At 65.2% G+C, this 14,328-nt stretch carries 12 protein-coding genes; 5 read left to right on the top strand and 7 right to left on the bottom strand.

The genetic code is table 11. The features are described 5' to 3' along the window. Positions 1-78 precede the first annotated feature (78 nt). Entirely contained in the window at positions 79-873 is a 795-nt protein-coding gene (locus tag EDF57_RS14640) for a 3'(2'),5'-bisphosphate nucleotidase CysQ (RefSeq protein ID WP_134094798.1), read from the bottom strand. A gap of 179 nt (positions 874-1,052) precedes the next feature. Between EDF57_RS14640 and sucC the strand changes: the two genes are divergently transcribed. The 4 genes from sucC to EDF57_RS14620 all read left to right on the top strand — a co-directional run bounded on the left by sucC (position 1,053) and on the right by EDF57_RS14620 (position 5,307). Beyond that, on the top strand, positions 1,053-2,252 hold the full coding sequence (gene sucC, locus EDF57_RS14635; RefSeq protein ID WP_134094797.1) for an ADP-forming succinate--CoA ligase subunit beta: 1,200 nt from the start codon (positions 1,053-1,055) through the stop codon (positions 2,250-2,252). Positions 2,253-2,571: 319 nt separating this feature from the next. Beyond that, entirely contained in the window at positions 2,572-3,318 is a 747-nt protein-coding gene (locus EDF57_RS14630) for an electron transfer flavoprotein subunit beta/FixA family protein (protein ID WP_134094796.1), read from the top strand. Next, positions 3,318-4,247, top strand: a complete 930-nt coding sequence (locus EDF57_RS14625; protein ID WP_134094795.1) for an electron transfer flavoprotein subunit alpha/FixB family protein — start codon at positions 3,318-3,320, stop codon at positions 4,245-4,247. The genes EDF57_RS14630 and EDF57_RS14625 overlap by 1 nt, the downstream gene beginning before the upstream one ends. 322 nt (positions 4,248-4,569) lie before the next feature. After that, on the top strand, positions 4,570-5,307 hold the full coding sequence (locus tag EDF57_RS14620; protein WP_208324873.1) for an energy transducer TonB: 738 nt from the start codon (positions 4,570-4,572) through the stop codon (positions 5,305-5,307). Between the two features lie 52 nt (positions 5,308-5,359). On the opposite strand, the gene EDF57_RS14615 is transcribed toward EDF57_RS14620, so the two are convergent. The 6 genes from EDF57_RS14615 to EDF57_RS14590 all read right to left on the bottom strand — a co-directional run bounded on the left by EDF57_RS14615 (position 5,360) and on the right by EDF57_RS14590 (position 12,898). After that, complete coding sequence (locus tag EDF57_RS14615; protein ID WP_243841071.1) at positions 5,360-5,908, bottom strand: GNAT family N-acetyltransferase; 549 nt, start codon at positions 5,906-5,908, stop codon at positions 5,360-5,362. Continuing rightward, complete coding sequence (locus EDF57_RS14610) at positions 5,905-7,125, bottom strand: DUF445 domain-containing protein (RefSeq protein ID WP_132264384.1); 1,221 nt, start codon at positions 7,123-7,125, stop codon at positions 5,905-5,907. The genes EDF57_RS14615 and EDF57_RS14610 overlap by 4 nt, the downstream gene beginning before the upstream one ends. A 100-nt stretch (positions 7,126-7,225) precedes the next feature. Continuing rightward, entirely contained in the window at positions 7,226-10,663 is a 3,438-nt protein-coding gene (locus EDF57_RS14605) for an efflux RND transporter permease subunit (RefSeq protein ID WP_134094793.1), read from the bottom strand. Between the two features lie 7 nt (positions 10,664-10,670). Beyond that, positions 10,671-11,900 (bottom strand): efflux RND transporter periplasmic adaptor subunit, encoded by a 1,230-nt coding sequence (locus EDF57_RS14600; protein ID WP_134094792.1) that lies wholly within the window; start codon positions 11,898-11,900, stop codon positions 10,671-10,673. Between the two features lie 363 nt (positions 11,901-12,263). Next, positions 12,264-12,563, bottom strand: coding sequence for a DUF1153 domain-containing protein (locus EDF57_RS14595; RefSeq protein ID WP_031342751.1), 300 nt, complete (start codon positions 12,561-12,563; stop codon positions 12,264-12,266). 2 nt (positions 12,564-12,565) lie between these two features. Beyond that, a complete protein-coding gene (locus EDF57_RS14590) occupies positions 12,566-12,898 on the bottom strand; it encodes a hypothetical protein (RefSeq protein ID WP_132264388.1) in 333 nt (110 codons plus the stop codon). A gap of 221 nt (positions 12,899-13,119) precedes the next feature. Here EDF57_RS14590 and mnmA point away from each other — a divergent pair, with 221 nt between their 5' ends. Continuing rightward, positions 13,120-14,292 carry a tRNA 2-thiouridine(34) synthase MnmA gene (mnmA, locus tag EDF57_RS14585; RefSeq protein WP_134094791.1) on the top strand — a complete coding sequence of 391 codons (1,173 nt, stop codon included), beginning with the start codon at positions 13,120-13,122 and terminating at the stop codon, positions 14,290-14,292. Positions 14,293-14,328 lie beyond the last annotated feature (36 nt).

Here is a 14,328-nt window from a genome sequence, read left to right as displayed (position 1 = left end):
GGATCGGGGAAGGGGTCGGCCGCAAGGTCCGGCCCCTTTTTACATGCGGGCGCCCGGCACCGGCTCCGGCCTGAAAGACTACGCCGAGTAGCGACGCGCGCGGTCGGCCAGCCGCTCCACCGCCGCCTCGTGAATCGCCGGAGAGCTTACCATCACCCCGAAAGCGCGAGGGTCGTGCTTGTTGTAGTTGAGCGGCTTGCCGAAAGCGTCAGTGACGGAGGCCCCCGCTTCGCGCGCGATCAGCCCGGCGGCGGCGATGTCCCATTCGTAGCCCCATCGCAGGGTCGTCAGGAGATCCGCCTCGTCGGCCGCGACCATGGCCATGCGCAGGGCGATGGAGTTCGGCTGGTCCACCAGGACGAGATCTGCATCCTCGGGTGCCAGCTTCTTTGCCGGAACCCGCGCACCGGCAAGGGCTGCGCGGTGGCTGGCCTGCAGGCGTTCGCCGTTTCGCCAGCTTCCCTTGCCGGCCTCGCCATACCAGAACTCGCCCCCGGCCTCGCGCGCCCGGGCCGGTGCATGGAGCAAGCCGATCAGCGGGCGCCGCGTATTGACCAGCGCCACGGACACCGCCCAACCGGTGCGACCGGCGATGAAATCGCGGGTCCCGTCGATCGGGTCCACCAGCCAGACAAGCTCGTGTCCCTGTCGTGCCGGCGAATCCACGGTCTCTTCAGAGAGCCATCCGGCCGAGGGCAGCAAGCCGGACAATTCCCGCTTGAGGAAGGAATCCACCTCGATGTCGGCGACGCTCACCGGGCTGCCGGGGGTTTTTTCCCAATGTTCCAGGACGTGGCCGTCGCCGGGCCAGCCGGCCATGGCGATCCGGCCCGCTTCACGGACAATGGCTTCCAGTCTGTCGCGATCGATCATGCGCGAGTCGTTCTCGTTATTCGGGCGATCTGAGTGCTCGCGCGATCCCATTGCGCAGGGAACGGGACTTTTCAAGCGCGCAGGGATGTGCTTATGCGGCCGGGATCAAGTTCGGGGTCCCTCCCGCGCTTTTGGACAACTCCTTTCCTCGGACACTCCAGCAGAAAGCGATTTCAGCGATGAACATTCACGAATACCAGGCGAAGGAACTGCTCGCGAAGTACGGCGTCGGCATTCCGGCCGGCATTGCCGCCCTCACCGTCGAGGAAGCGGTTGCAGCTGCCAAGCAGCTCCCCGGACCGCTCTATGTCGTGAAAGCCCAGATTCATGCCGGCGGCCGCGGCAAGGGCAAGTTCAAGGAACTCGGCGCCGACGCCAAGGGCGGCGTGCGTCTTGCCAAGTCGGTCGAGGAAGTCGAAGCCTTCGCCCAGGAAATGCTCGGCAACACCCTCGTCACCGTGCAGACGGGTGATGCCGGCAAGCAGGTGAACCGCCTCTACGTCACCGACGGCGTCGACATCGCCAGCGAATACTACCTCTCGATGGTCGTCGACCGCGCTTCCAGCCGCGTCGCCATGATCGTCTCGACCGAGGGCGGCATGGACATCGAGGATGTTGCCCACAACACCCCCGAGAAGATCACCACCGTCACCATCGACACCGCCGCCGGCTTCCAGCCGCACCACGGCCGTGCCGTTGCCTTCGCCCTCAAGCTGACCGGCGACCTCAACAAGCAGGCGCAGAAGATCGCCAAGCAGCTTTACGAGGCTTTCGTGGCGCTCGATTGCGACATGCTCGAAATCAACCCGCTCGTCGAAACCAAGGACGGCAACCTGCTCGTCCTCGACACCAAGATGAGCTTCGACTCGAACGCGCTCTACCGTCACCCCGACGTGCAGGCCCTGCGCGACGAGACCGAGGAAGATCCGGCGGAAGTCGAAGCCTCGAAGTACGACCTGGCCTACATCAAGCTCGATGGCGACATCGGCTGCATGGTCAACGGTGCCGGCCTCGCCATGGCGACGATGGACATCATCAAGCTCAATGGTTCGTTCCCGGCCAACTTCCTTGACGTTGGCGGCGGCGCCACCAAGGAAAAGGTGACCGCGGCGTTCAAGATCATTCTGCGCGATCCGAACGTGAAGGGCATCCTCGTCAACATCTTCGGCGGCATCATGAAGTGCGACGTCATCGCCGACGGCATCGTTGCCGCCGCGAAGGAAGTGAACCTCTCGGTTCCCCTCGTCGTTCGCCTCGAAGGCACCAACGTCCAGCAGGGCAAGGACATCCTGGCCAACTCGGGCCTGCCGATCGTCCCCGCCAACGATCTGGGCGATGCTGCCAAGAAGATCGTGGCAGAGGTCAAGAACGTCGCCTGACAGGGCCCCGTTTCTTGGATCTTGCACGATCCCGTGATGGATAATGCAGCGGCGGGGGTTTCCGGACCCCCGCCGTTTGCGTTTGAAGCGCGCAGGAAGCCGGCCTTTTCGGCTTCATAGTAATTCTGGGCCTCCGATTTCTGCCGGGGCGATGCGCAATCTCGCGGATTTGCGATATGGCGCGCTTTGTAGCCCACGCTGGGCTCATCTCGCTGCGGCAGGTCTTGACGCTTACGTCAATTGCCTATTAGGCGGGCCTTGAGTGGATTTAATCGAGCGGCTAAACACGCCGTGCCTGAAACTGAGAGGACCCGATCAGATGAAGATCCTCGTGCCCGTAAAGCGGGTGATCGACTATAACGTGAAGCCCCGCGTGAAGGCGGATGGCACGGGTGTTGACCTGGCCAACGTCAAGATGAGCATGAATCCGTTCGACGAGATTGCGGTGGAAGAAGCCATCCGCATCAAGGAAGCGGGCAAGGCGGAAGAGATCGTCGCCGTCTCGGTCGGCCCGGCCAAGGCGCAGGATACGCTACGCACTGCGCTTGCGATGGGCGCCGACCGCGCGATCCTGATCGAAACCGATACGGAAGTGGAACCGCTGGCCGTCGCCAAGATCCTCAAGGCGATCGTCGCCGAAGAGAATCCCGGCCTCGTGATTCTGGGCAAGCAGGCGATCGACGACGATTCGAACCAGACCGGCCAGATGCTCGCCGCACTGCTGGGCCGCCCGCAGGGCACTTTCGCCAGCAAGGTCGAGATTGAGGGCGACCACGTTGCCGTGACCCGCGAAGTCGATGGCGGTCTGGAGACCGTCAAGCTGTCGCTGCCCGCGATCGTCACCACCGACTTGCGCCTCAACGAGCCGCGCTACGCTTCGCTGCCCAACATCATGAAGGCGAAGAAGAAGCAGCTCGATGTGAAGACCGCCGCCGACTACGGCGTCGACATCGCCCCGCGCCTCAAGACCCTGAAGGTCTCGGAGCCGCCGGTGCGTGTCGCCGGCGTCAAGGTTGCCGATGTCGACGCGCTGGTTACGAAGCTCAAGGAACTGGGAGTCGCCTGATGAAGACGCTCGTTTGGGTCGAACACGACAACGCGTCGGTCAAGGACGCGACGCTCCACACCGTCACCGCTGCTGCCAAGCTGGGTGAAGTCCACCTGCTGGTCGCCGGTGCGAACTGCCGCGCCGCTGCGGAGGCCGCTGCCAAGATCGCCGGCGTCGCCAAGGTGCATCTGGCCGACAACGCCGCTTACGAACACGCGCTGGCCGAGAACATCGCGCCGCTGATCGTGGACCTCATGGGCCACCACGACGCGTTCCTGGCGCCTGCCACCACCACCGGCAAGAACGTCGCCCCGCGCGTCGCCGCGCTGCTCGACGTGATGCAGTTGTCGGACATCCTCTCGGTCGAGGGCGAGAAGACCTTCACGCGTCCGATCTACGCCGGCAACGCCATCGCCACCGTCGAATCGAGCGATGCCAAGCTGGTCATCACCGTACGCGGCACCGCCTTCGAGAAGGCCGCTGCCGAGGGTGGTTCGGCTGCCATCGAAGACGTCGCCGGTGCCGGTGACGCAGGGCTTTCGAGCTTCGTGGGTGCCGAACTCGCCAAGTCCGAGCGTCCGGAACTGACCAGCGCCAAGGTGATCGTCTCGGGCGGCCGCGCGCTGAAGGATTCGGAAACCTTCGAGCAAGTCATCATGCCGCTCGCCGACAAGCTCGGCGCTGCCGTCGGCGCATCGCGCGCCGCGGTCGATGCGGGCTACGTGCCGAACGACTACCAGGTCGGCCAGACCGGCAAGATCGTGGCGCCCGAAGTCTACATCGCCGTCGGCATCTCGGGCGCGATCCAGCACCTTGCGGGCATGAAGGACTCCAAGACCATCATCGCCATCAACAAGGACGAAGACGCCCCGATCTTCCAGGTCGCAGACGTCGGCCTGGTGGCGGACCTGTTCACCGCCGTGCCGGAACTCACCGGCAAGCTCTGAGCGGTTTAAAATTCTGAAATCGTGCGAACCCCGGTCGGAAACGGCCGGGGTTTTTTGTTCAGGTTGGAGATGACAACCGTCGATTCATCTTGCCATGTTCGGCCGGGCCCATAGTTTGCGCGAAGAATTCACGCACGTACAAGGACTTGGCATGAATAGGACACTATCCGTTTCCTTGGTTGCAATCGCCGCTGTCGCTGGAACGTCCACGCCTGCCAACGCCGAGACTGTTGTCCTAAAGGCAAGTTCGCCTTGGCAGATGGACAACGGAACCGATTCCTGCAGTTTGAAGCGCGGTTTCGGGACGTCAGAGAATCCGGCATTGCTCGAGATCGAGCGCCTCGGTCCGGGCGACCGTTTCTATGCCACGATCACGGGCAAGGCTTTCAACGGTCTGGGCGAATCGACACATCTCACGCTCAGGACCGGCCCTGAAAAAGTGGATCCTATCGCCGACCGTTTCACGGTTGCGGATGCGCCCATCGAAGGGGGCGGCAAGCTCACCGCCCTCATGTTCTCGGCCACCACCTGGAACGGTTTCGGGCACGATGGTCGACCGCCCGCTCCGGTGACGCCGGAACGTGAGACGGCCATTACTTCCCTTATCCTATCCTGGGGAGACAAGGCGGTTCAACTGGGGACGGGTTCGCTCGGCAAGGCGATGGCTGCAATGCGCGAATGCACGGATGGGTTGGTCCGATCTTGGGGGCTGGATCCTGTACAGCAGGCTCGTCTTTCCGTCCGGCCGATGCCGAAGAGTTCGCCCGACACCTGGATCGCAGCCAACAGCTATCCCTTTGGCGCGGACAAGCGCTATCGTCCGGGACTGACGCGGGCGCGGTTGCTTGTCGACGCTTCTGGCGCGGTGAGTGGATGCAAGGTCGTGGACAATTACGGAGACTCGGCGTTCGCGGCAGCAGCTTGCGAGCAGATGACGACGAAAGCGACTTTTTCTCCCGCGTTGGATCAAGCCGGAAAGCCCGTCGCATCTCATTATGAGGCCAGCATTCGTTGGAAGGTGCGGCGGCCGATGAAGCAGGTGGGGCAACGCCGCCGCTGAGTTCGACACTGTTGCGCAGGAGTGGGAAGAGTTCCCAATCCTGCGTGGCTTTTCAGCCGCCACGCTCCAGCAGGTTCACGATGACTGACTTGTCGCTGTCGCCAAGGTCGTGGCTGCCATAGGCGACGAAGCCCAGGGCGGCGGCGACGCGCTCTGAGGCTTGGTTCCCTTCTTCGATCATGCAGGCAATGCGGCGCTGACCGTGGGTCTTGTCGAACCAATCGAGGGCGGCGCGCATGACTTCCTTGGCGAGGCCCTGGCCCCAATGGTCGCGGCGCACGATCCAGCCTGCTTCGGGGACGTCGTCCATGCCCTTGCCGAAGCCGCGCCAGGAGTGGAAGACCCCGCAATTCGCGACGATCTCATCGCCGCCGCGCCGGCGCACCGGGAAAGTGCCGTAGCCGCGCAGCGACCAGGATCCGGCGTTGCGTTCCAGCCTTTCGAACACGCCTTTGGGCTCCGGCTGCGCCTGGCCCAGGAAAGTGCGGGTCTCCTCGTCGGCAATCAAGCGAATCATGTCGCCGAGATCGCTCGCCTGCGGTTTCCAGAGTTCGAAGCGCTCGGTCACGAGAACCGGGCCATCCAAGGCTGCGACGCTCACAGGAACTGGTCCACAACGTGGATGCAGACGCCGAACAGGCCGCCGACCAGCGTACCGTTGATCCGGATGAACTGCAGATCGCGGCCCACGGCGCCTTCGATCCGGTCCGTCACGGTGCGCGCATCCCAGCGCTTTACGGTTTCCGACACCAGCCTCACGATCTCTCCCCCATAACGCGATACGACGCCTACGAGCGTGCGGCGTGCGAAGCGATTGACCATGTACTGCAGTCGCGGGTCTTCGCCCAGAGCCTGGCCGAGTTGGGCAAGGCTTTCGCCGAGCGCACCGGCGAGCGCCTGATCGGGATTTCGCACGGCCTTGAGCAAGGCCCCGCGCGCGCGTTCCCACATGCCGTCGAGCCACGATGCCATGGCCGGGTTGTCCAGCAGTTCCCCTTTGATGCGCTCGACCTTGGCGCGGGTCTCGGGCCGATGCAGGAGGTCGTCGGCCAGCTTGGCGAGTGCCTCGTCGATGCGGGCGCGCAGGGGATGGTCGGGCTGGACGATCACTTCGGCGAGCAGGCGATAGGCCCCATCGAGCACGCCATTGGCCAGCCGCTCGTCGAGCCCGGTCCAGCGCATGACGGTATTGGCGCGCTGGTGGATCATCTCGCGGATCATCGGCTCGTTCGCCTCGATCGCTTCACCGATCTTGCGCAGCAGGCTTTCCAGGACCGGGAGGTGTCGCCTGTCGGCAATGGCGTTGGAGAGCATCTGGCCGAGCAGGGGGGCAGCGTCGATCTTCTCGATCTGCCGCCGCAGGCCGGCCTTGACCATGCCGCCCATCTGTTCGGGATCGAGCGATTCGAGCACATCGCCCAGCAGGTTGGCGGCGCCCGCGCGAATGCGGGACTGCTCGTCACGGGCCGGATCGGCAAGGAAGCCCCCGGCCGCGGCAGCGAGGTTGAAGCCGCGCAGGCGGCGGGCCACGACTTGGGGCGTCAGGAAATTGTCGCGCAGGAAAGTCGCCATCGAATCGGCGATGCGATCCTTGTTGACCGGGATGATGGCGGTGTGGGGGATCGGCAGGCCGAGCGGATGGCGGAACAGGGCCGTGACCGCGAACCAGTCGGCCAGTCCCCCCACCATCGCCGCTTCGGTAAAGGAAATCGCGTAGCCGAGCGGCACGCTCCATTCCGGATGGAATACGGCCACCCGGCGGAGCACGACGAAAGCCGCCGCCATGAACAGCAGCAGTCCGCCCGCGAACATCCGCATGCGGCGGGCCCGATCGCCAGGGACCGGACCCGGCTGGAAAAAGTCTTGCCGTGCCACGGGGATGCTACGCTTGGGGGCCGGCAATGTTCCTCCCTATCCCTTATTCCGCCGCGATCGGCTGAGGCATGGGCACGGCACCATGGGCGGTTTCGTGTGCATGATGCGGCTCGTACGTGAGCAGCTTGCGGCGCAGCCAGGGGCCGAGGCGCTTTTCGAAACCGTCTGCCAGGCTGAAGGCGGCCGGGACGATCACCAGGGTGAGCATGGTCGAGAGCAGCAGCCCGCCGATCACGGTGATGCCCATCGGCGCGCGCCAGGCGGCGTCACCCGAGAGCGAGATCGCGGTGGGCACCATGCCCGCCGTCATCGCGACGGTGGTCATGATGATCGGCTGCGCCCGCTTGTGTCCCGCGTCCATGATCGCCGTAAGCTTGTCTACGCCCTTTTCCATTTCCTCGATCGCGAAGTCGATCAGCAGGATGGAGTTCTTGGCGACGATGCCCAGCAGCATCAGGATGCCGATGTAGACCGGCATCGAGATCGGCTGGCCGACGATCACCAGCGCCAGCAGACCGCCAAGCGGGGCCAGCAGCAGCGAGGCCATGTTCACCAGCGGCGAGACGAAGCGACGGTAGAGCAGCACCAGCACCGCGAAGACCAGGAAGATGCCGCTGATGACGGCGATGACGAAGCTGTTCACCATCTCCGCCTGCCACTTGTCCTCTCCGACGGGGGCGTTGGAGACGCCGGTCGGCAGGTCCTTCATGATCGGCAGCTTCTGGATCTGCTCCATGATCGGGCCCTTGACCTGGCCCTCGCCGAGGTCGGCACCCACGAAGATGCGGCGCGACTGGTTGTAGCGCTGGATCTGGGTGGGCCCGGCGCCGAAGCGGATTTCCGCCACGCGCTTGAGCGGCACGGAACCGCCGCTGGCCGTGGTGACCGGAAGATTCTCGATCGTCGAGAAATCCCGGCGCGAGGCGCGGGCCAGGATCACGCGGATCGGCACCTGACGGTCGCTCAGCGAGAACTTGGCGGCGTTCTGGTCGATTTCGCCGAGGGTGGCGATGCGGATGGTCTGGCTGAGCGCGGCCGTGGTCACGCCGAGCTGTGCCGCAAGGTCGAGCCGTGGCACCACGACCAGTTCGGGGCGCTGAAGATCGGCGGCAATGCGGGGGGCGATGACGCCGGGGATGGTGCGCATCTGGTCGGCCAGCTTCTGCGCCGTCTTGCGCAGCAGTTCCGAATCGCTTCCCGAAAGCATGACCGAAATGTCGCGGCCGCTGCCGAAGCCGCCCGACTGCGTGGCGAAAGTCACGCGGGCATCGGGGATGTCCTGAAGTTGCGGCGCCATCCGGCGTTCGAATTCGATGCTGGTCGCCTTGCGCTGGTCGGCAGGCTTGAGCGCGATGTAGAGCGATCCCTTGCCCTCGCGCGAGGCTTCCAGGATGTGCTGCACTTCGGGCTGGCTTTCCAGCAGGCGGGTGACCTTGTCGGCCACGGCGGCGGTCTGTTCGATGGTGGTGCCGGGCACCATCTCGAGATTGACCGTGCTGGTGTCGTTATTGGTGTTCGGCTGGAACTGCGAGGGCAGGCCGGCGAGCAGGGCGAACGTCAGCACCAGCGCGTAGATACCCGCGCAGAAGGCGTAGAACCGGTGGTCGCGCATGCGGGCCGCGAAACGGTCCGAGAAGTAGCGATACCACACGCCGAAGCGGCCCATCGCGCCCAGCAGGATCTTCATGCCCGCTCCGAGCAGGAAGATCACGACCGGGACCGCAAGCGGTGCGACGACCGCCGCCAGCACCAGGGCGGCCTTGTCGAGACCGGCCTTGGTCAGGACTGCCTTGACGCCCATGAAGAGCAGGGACGCGGCGAAGAGACCGCCCGCCAGGATGGCGATGACCGCCACGGCGGCGATCACATAGTACCACCAGCGGGCCGGGCTCTTGACGAGGCGTGCCTTCAGCCGGTGCGCTTCGCTGGAATCGAGCGTCCAGGCCAGGATCTTCAGATAGAAGTCCATCGCCCGTCCGCCGCCATGTTCGGCATGGCCGTGCGCCTTGAGGAAGTAGGCCGCGACCATCGGCGTGATAAGGCGCGCGACGGCAAGGCTCATCAGCACCGCGGCCACGACCGTCAGGCCGAAAGCCTTGAAGAACTGGCCGGGGATGCCGGGCATCAGGCCGACCGGAAGGAACACCGCGACGATCGAGAAGGTGGTGGCGACGACGGCCAGGCCGATCTCGTCCGCCGCGTCGATCGAGGCCTGGTAGGCGGATTTACCCATGCGCATGTGGCGCACGATGTTCTCGATCTCCACGATCGCATCGTCGACCAGCACACCCGCCACCAGGCTGAGTGCCAGCAGCGAGAGGAAGTTGAGCGTGAAGCCCAGCATGTCCATGAACCAGAAGGTCGGAATCGCGGAGAGCGGGATGGCGATGGCGGAAATCATCGTCGCCCGCCAGTCGCGCAGGAACAGATAGACGATGACGATGGCCAGGACGGCGCCTTCGACCAGCGCCTCCATCGAACTGGTGTACTGCCCCTTGGTGTAGTCCACGTCGGAGAACAGCCGTGTGATGTGGATGTTCGGGTTTTCCTTGCGGATCTTGTCCAGCGCCTTCTCGGCCCCGTCGTAGACGGCGACGTCGGAGGCCCCGAGGGCGCGGGTGAAGCCGAAAGTCACCACTTCGCGGCCGCGCAGCTTGGCGATGCGGGTCTGCTCGGAATAGCCGTCGTAGACCTTGGCGATGTCGGACAGCTTGACCTGCCGGCCGCCGCCCACGTTGATACGGGTCTGCGAAAGCTGGAAGGCGTCCTGGGCATTGCCGAGCACGCGAACCGACTGGCGCGAGCCGGCGATTTCCGCCTGGCCGCCTGCCGCGTCGGTATTGACCTGGCGCAGCACGCCGTTGATGTCGTTGGCGGTGAGGCCCAGCGCGATCAGGCGCTCGGGATCGACGACGACGCGGATTTCGCGGTCGACGCCGCCGTTGCGCTCTACGGAGGCCAGGCCTTCGATCGAGAGCAGGGTCTTGGAGATCGTGTCGTCGACGAACCAGCTGAGCTGCTCCATCGTCATGTCGTCGGCGCTGACGGCATAATAGGCGAGATTGTCGCCATTGGCCTCGATCTTGGTGACCATCGGCTCGAGAATGCCGTCGGGCAACTGGCCGCGAACCTGATCGACCGCGTTCTTGACCTGGTTGGTCGCGACATCGGGATCGGTGCCGACCGTGAAGAAGACCAGCGTGGTCGAGGTGCCTTCGGAGGCGGTCGACTGGATTTCCTCGATTCCCGGCACGGAGCGCACGGCGCCCTCGATGATCTGGGTGATCTGCGTCTCGATCTCGGTCGGGGCGGCGCCCGGCTGCGAGATCATGACGTGGACGCCGGGGAATTCGACGTCCGGCATGTTGTTCACGTCCATGCGCATGAACGAGACCACGCCGGCGATCATCACGCCGATGAAGAAGACGATCGGAATGATCGGATTACGGATCGACCAGGCCGAGATATTGCGAAGGCTCATCGCGTATTTACTCGCCCGCGTTCGGTTTGGCGGCGGCGGTCATGCGCGGCTTGACCTTGTCGCCCTCGTTGAGGAAGCCACCGGCGCGCAGCACGACCTTCTCGCTGCCGTCGAGGCCCTGCTTCACGGTGATTCCCCGTGCGGTGACGATGCCGGTCTGCACCGCGCGGCGGTGAACCACGTCCTTGGCATCGACGACATAGACGAAGGCGCCCTTGTCGTCGTTCTGGATCGCGGATTCGGGCAGCACCGGGGCCACCGTCTGGCCGCTGTTGATCACGGCGCTGGCGAAGCCGCCGGGACGCAGGGCGGAATTGTAGGCGAGGGCGATGCGGGCGATGCCTTGGCGGTTGGTGGCGTCGATCACCGGGGCGATCTGCCATACCTGGCCGGTGAAGCTCTGGTTGCTGCCGGTAGGCGTCACCGTGGCTTCCACGCCCACTTTCATGCGCGCAAGGTCATCCTCGCTCATCTGGGCGAGCAGTTCCATTTCGCCGCCCTTGGCAAGGCGGAACAGCACCGAGCTGCCGCCGCCCACGACCTGGCCCAGTTCGACATTGCGTTCGAGCACGAGGCCGGAAGCCGGCGCGACGATGTTGAGGCGGGCGGTCTGCGCCTGGAGCTGGCCCAGCGTGGCGCGCGCGACCTTGACCTGGGCATTGGCCGAATCGCGCGTCGCAGTGAGGCGGTCGACATCGGCGGCGGAGATGAAGCCGCGGTCGACAAGCTTGAGGGCGCGGTCGAGATTGGCCTGGGCCAGGCGGGCGTCGGCCTGGGCCACCGCGATCTGCGCGGACTGGCTGGCCTGCTGCTGCGACTGGACCGAGCGATCGATGACGGCGAGCACCTGGCCCTGGGAAACCCAGTCACCCGGTTCGACCAGAACCGAACGGACCTGGCCGCCTTCGCCGACCGAACCGACCGGCATCGGGCGGCGTGCCGCCAGCGAGCCGGTTGCGGTGATCTCGCCTTCGACGGAGGCACGGCCCGGCACGACGACGGTGACCGCAGGCATCTGGATGTCCGCGGCGCCGGCCTTTTCGGTCTTTTCGCCGCCGCGGACGGCGAACCATATCCCGGTGGCCAGCACGATCGCGGCAACGATGGCGATCAGCCACCAGCGGCGCGATGCGCGGTCCTGCTCATTGTCGCTGTCGAGCGGATTGCCGCCCAGTCCGCTTCCGGTGGCCGCCAACCCCTCGTTCTCCGTCACGTCGATCCTGCTGTCGTAATTCATCGTGTCACCGCAAAAATTGCGATTGCCCCCAGTCCCGAATGCCTCGTCCGGATGCCCTTGCCCCGTGAAAGCGATGTCGCCCCTGGGGTGGCCGGAAGGCACGATCTGCCGCCGGAGCGCGGACACGTCGGTCCACGCCGCTGCGACGGCCAAATTTCCTGCGAAACGACATATACCTGCGGCGGACGGGTGGCAATCAGCAGTCGCCGTGTCGCCGACCCGGATCGACCAGCGTCGACGACAGTATCCGGCGGCCAGGCCCCTGCTATCTTTCGAGAATTGCCCGGAGATATACGAAAAACGGCGACGAACCGAGGTCCGCCGCCGCTTTCAGGTCCTTTGGGGACCAAATAGGTAGTGCGCTCAATACTTCTGCTGGCGCTCGTAGAGATCGCGGTAATGCTGAATACGCGTGACGCGCAGGCCCTGCATTCCCGAACGGTCCACGGCACGCTGCCAGGACGCGAATTCCTCGAGCGTGAGCTGGTAGCGATCGCAGACCTCGTCGATCGACAGCAGGCCGCCGTTCACGGCCGCCACGACTTCCGCCTTGCGACGCACGACCCAGCGGGTGGTGTTCGCCGGGGGCAGCGATTCCAGCGTCAACGGCTCGCCGAGCGGCCCGATTACCTGGGCAGGACGGATTTTCTGGTTTTCGATCATCATCACCCTCGTACGCCGGTGCTTGGATTGCCGGCGACGGAAAGGACCTTGGCCTGCGCTGGCTTGCGATTGCCTGAAGCATTTGGGTTAACAGTTCTTGAGACTGTCGCATATGTATGAATCACATAAGCGACCGACCCGGCGAAACTGCCGAAGCGGTGGAGGCGCGGCGAGGCGGACGTCTCGGCAAAAGCCGCACGCAGATCGTGCGCGGCGAAGAGCCGGGAACGCAAGGAAAACCAGTCGATTGGAAAACGGACCGGCATGAACTCCTCGCTGTCGCGACCCGACGCATGCCCCGCTTTGCAGGTTTCATGATCATGAGCGATGTTCATGTCGATCGCTTGTAACGGCGCTTGGTCAAGGGAGAGTAAAGGCCGGACTTACCTTTTGTTAAATATTCTTAACACCGGCTTCGCCATGACCTTTAACCGAGCGCCATGATCCTTGACCGGGCGAAGGCCCCGCCGTGGCCGACGGGATGAAAGCGGGTGTCTCGCCGGCGCTCCATCGTCAAAGGTAGGAATCCGGCGCGTTCGGCTGTATGGGGCGGCGCATGACCGCCCTTTCCGATCTTGAAGGACTGGTGGCCGGCCTCGACCCCGCCGCCCTGTTCCAGCTGCCTGCGCCGCTTTCGGCCCGCCGCATCGTCGTCGCCATGTCGGGCGGTGTCGACAGTTCCGTCGTGGCCGCGCTGGCCGCAGCCACCGGCGCCGAAACCATCGGCGTGACGCTCCAGCTCTACGACTACGGCGCCGCGACCGGCCGCAAGGGCGCCTGCTGCGCCGGCGACGACATCCGCGACGCCCGCGCCGTGGCCGACCGCCTGGGCATTGCCCACTATGTGTTCGACCATGAGAGCGCCTTCCGCGAGGAAGTGGTGGAGCGCTTCGCCGACGACTACATGGCCGGGCGCACGCCGATCCCCTGCATCCGCTGCAACATGGGTCCGAAGTTCACCGACCTGCTGACGATGGCCCGTGACCTCGGGGCCGACTGCCTTGCCACCGGCCACTACGTGCGCCGCGTCGAGGGACCGGCCGGGTCCGAGCTGCACCGCGCCTTCGATCCCGCGCGCGACCAGAGCTACTTCCTTTACGGAACCACCGAGGCGCAGCTGGACTTCTTGCGCTTCCCGCTGGGCGGGTTGCCGAAGAGCGAAACCCGCCGCCTGGCCGAAGCGGCAGGTCTGCGCGTTGCCGACAAGCCGGACAGCCAGGACATCTGCTTCGTGCCGGATGGCGATTATGCCAAGATCGTGCGCGCCGTCCGTCCGGAGGGCGAAGCGCCGGGCGAGATCGTTCATGCGCTCACCGGCGAAGTGCTGGGCACGCATCGCGGCATCATCCACTACACCGTCGGCCAGCGCCGGGGGCTGGAGATCGGCGGCCAGCCCGAACCGCTCTATGTCGTGCGCATCGATGCGCCGGGGCGCCGCGTCCTGGTCGGCCCGCGCGCGCTGCTGGGCGTTGCCGCCGCCCTCGTCACCGAGACCAACCGTATCGGCCCACTTCCCGATGCGCCGCTGACGGCCAAGGTGCGCTCGCTGGCGAAGCCGGTGCCGATCACGCTCGAAGGCGACTTCGGCGGCGGCGCGGCCGTCACGATCCGTTTCGCGAACCCCGAATATGGCGTTGCGCCGGGGCAGGCGGCGGTGATCTATGCCGGCGACCGGGTAGTTGGCGGCGGTTGGATCGAGGGGACCGAGTCCGCCGTTCCGCTGGACTGAAGGTACGTAAGGGGGCCCGGCGCCTGATGCGAGAAG

Origin of the sequence: Novosphingobium sp. PhB55, from assembly GCF_004368805.1 — a bacterium.
Classification (GTDB): Bacteria; Pseudomonadota; Alphaproteobacteria; order Sphingomonadales; family Sphingomonadaceae; genus Novosphingobium.
This window is presented reverse-complemented; position numbering and strand designations above follow the sequence as displayed.